This is a genomic window from Scytonema sp. PCC 10023 (assembly GCF_963920835.1).
Classification (GTDB): domain Bacteria; phylum Cyanobacteriota; class Cyanobacteriia; order Cyanobacteriales; family Nostocaceae; genus Kalymmatonema.
Genome location: NZ_CAWUDP010000274.1, coordinates 1 through 1,737, shown reverse-complemented (window position 1 = coordinate 1,737; position 1,737 = coordinate 1). Strand labels below are relative to the sequence as shown.

General features: G+C 43.4%; 1 protein-coding gene. It reads left to right on the top strand.

Annotated features, from left to right (window positions below):
* Positions 1–308 precede the first annotated feature (308 nt).
* The gene (locus ACM0OZ_RS48645) at positions 309–752 is read left to right on the top strand and encodes a hypothetical protein (protein WP_414590122.1); all 444 of its coding nucleotides are present in this window, start codon (positions 309–311) and stop codon (positions 750–752) included.
* Positions 753–1,737: the final 985 nt, after the last annotated feature.

Sequence of the window (1,737 nt, the reverse complement as noted above, 5' to 3'; positions counted from 1 at the left end):
TATTACATTTGTAGTATTTGTAGCGGTAGCCACGCGCAGGATGAGCTACAAGGCGTCTTACCTTGCTAGATGATAGATATTTCATTGGAGTACCCATAAGGCTTGTTGCTGGCAAGAATTAGCGGTGCTTTTTATGGGCTGTTGGCATGAGTTCCTATGGCACGGTAGCCACCTATAGATCATGGGAAGTTAAGGACTAATAACTAGTAATCAGGAATAACCAATCCTCTTTATATATTGAGCCTGGCTACCGACGGGTGCGTAATATACGGGTACGAAGTATTGTACTGAAAGGAAATAGAGGACGATTGTATGAAATACGTAAGAAGCGATCGCGCGGAGGGAGTGGAGTTAATCAACATACCAAAAAAGAGGAATTACCTCACAGTGAGGCAATTCCTCAAAGCAACGCTACCAGCAAAAAAATAGCTAATGAATTAAATGTCAGTCACGCAACCATTGAACGTGACGCCCAATTTTCCAGAGCAGTGCAGAAGGTAGCGCAAGCGTCAGACGACCCAGTAGAAGCACGCCAGGTATTACTAAGAGATAACAAGATTACAGCCAAAGATACGGTGAAGTTAGGAGCGATCGCCGAAGCTAACCCAGTTGCAGCAAAAAACGTACTTGCCCAGGTCAAACAAGCACCAACACCTAAAGCAGTGAACGCCATTATCAGAGAGGCGCACCAACAAATGCCAAAGCCCGAAAAAGAGCTAGAAGCAAAAAAAAGATACACCGATGCTTGTTGAAGCAGAAAAAGACAGAGACGAGGTTGTTTTATCATCGGACGGGCAAAAACTGTATAGTTAGGATGAAATCAAACTAACTATGTCTAAGTGGACGATGGACGGTTCTGTAGTACGGGTAGTTAGTGTAGTAGCTGAAGCGAAGTCTGGCGAAGTGGCGGAAGTGGCGATCGCATAGGCAACTAGTGATATGATAGACTTGTAACTAGTTATAAAACAACGTAACGAGATTGTGTAATGTTCGGAGCTAATGTTCGGAGTCGCTGTGCGATCGCGGGCAAGGACAATATCTGTAACACTGCGTAGTACCTGTAGTAACAAAAACTGATAAAAACTTGACAATGGTAATGATTTATGAGTGAGAGCAAGGTCAAAGCGAGGGTTATATTAACTAGTTATGATAAGAGGGGAGATGTGTAGCAACAGGTTGTAACTAGTTATTTTAGGCATGACGAGATGGGTGAGAAGGTCGTAACTAGTTATTGCAAACATAGTGAAGTGGACGGGATGTCGTGATGAAATGCGAAGGCGTGAAAGCTGAAAGCCTTGTATAGCAAGGGTTCTGAACGTAACTAGTTATGCAAACATAAAGATGTGCATAACCAGTTATTGCAGACATAACGAGATGGGTGAGAAGGTCGTAACTAGTTATTGCAAACATAGTGAAGTGGACGGGATGTCGTGATGAAATGCGAAGGCGTGAAAGCTGAAAGCCTTGTATAGCAAGGGTTCTGAACGTAACTAGTTATGCAAACATAAAGATGTGCATAACCAGTTATTGCAGACATAACGAGATGGGTGAGAAGGTCGTAACTAGTTTAATGCAGACATGGGGATGTGGGTCAGCAGGTCGTAACTAGTTATGTCCGGTAATCTAGATTACCGGACATAACTAGTTACGACCTGCTGACCCACATCCCCATGTCTGCATTAAACTAGTTACGACCTTCTCACCCATCTCGTTATGTCTGCAATAACTGGTTATGCA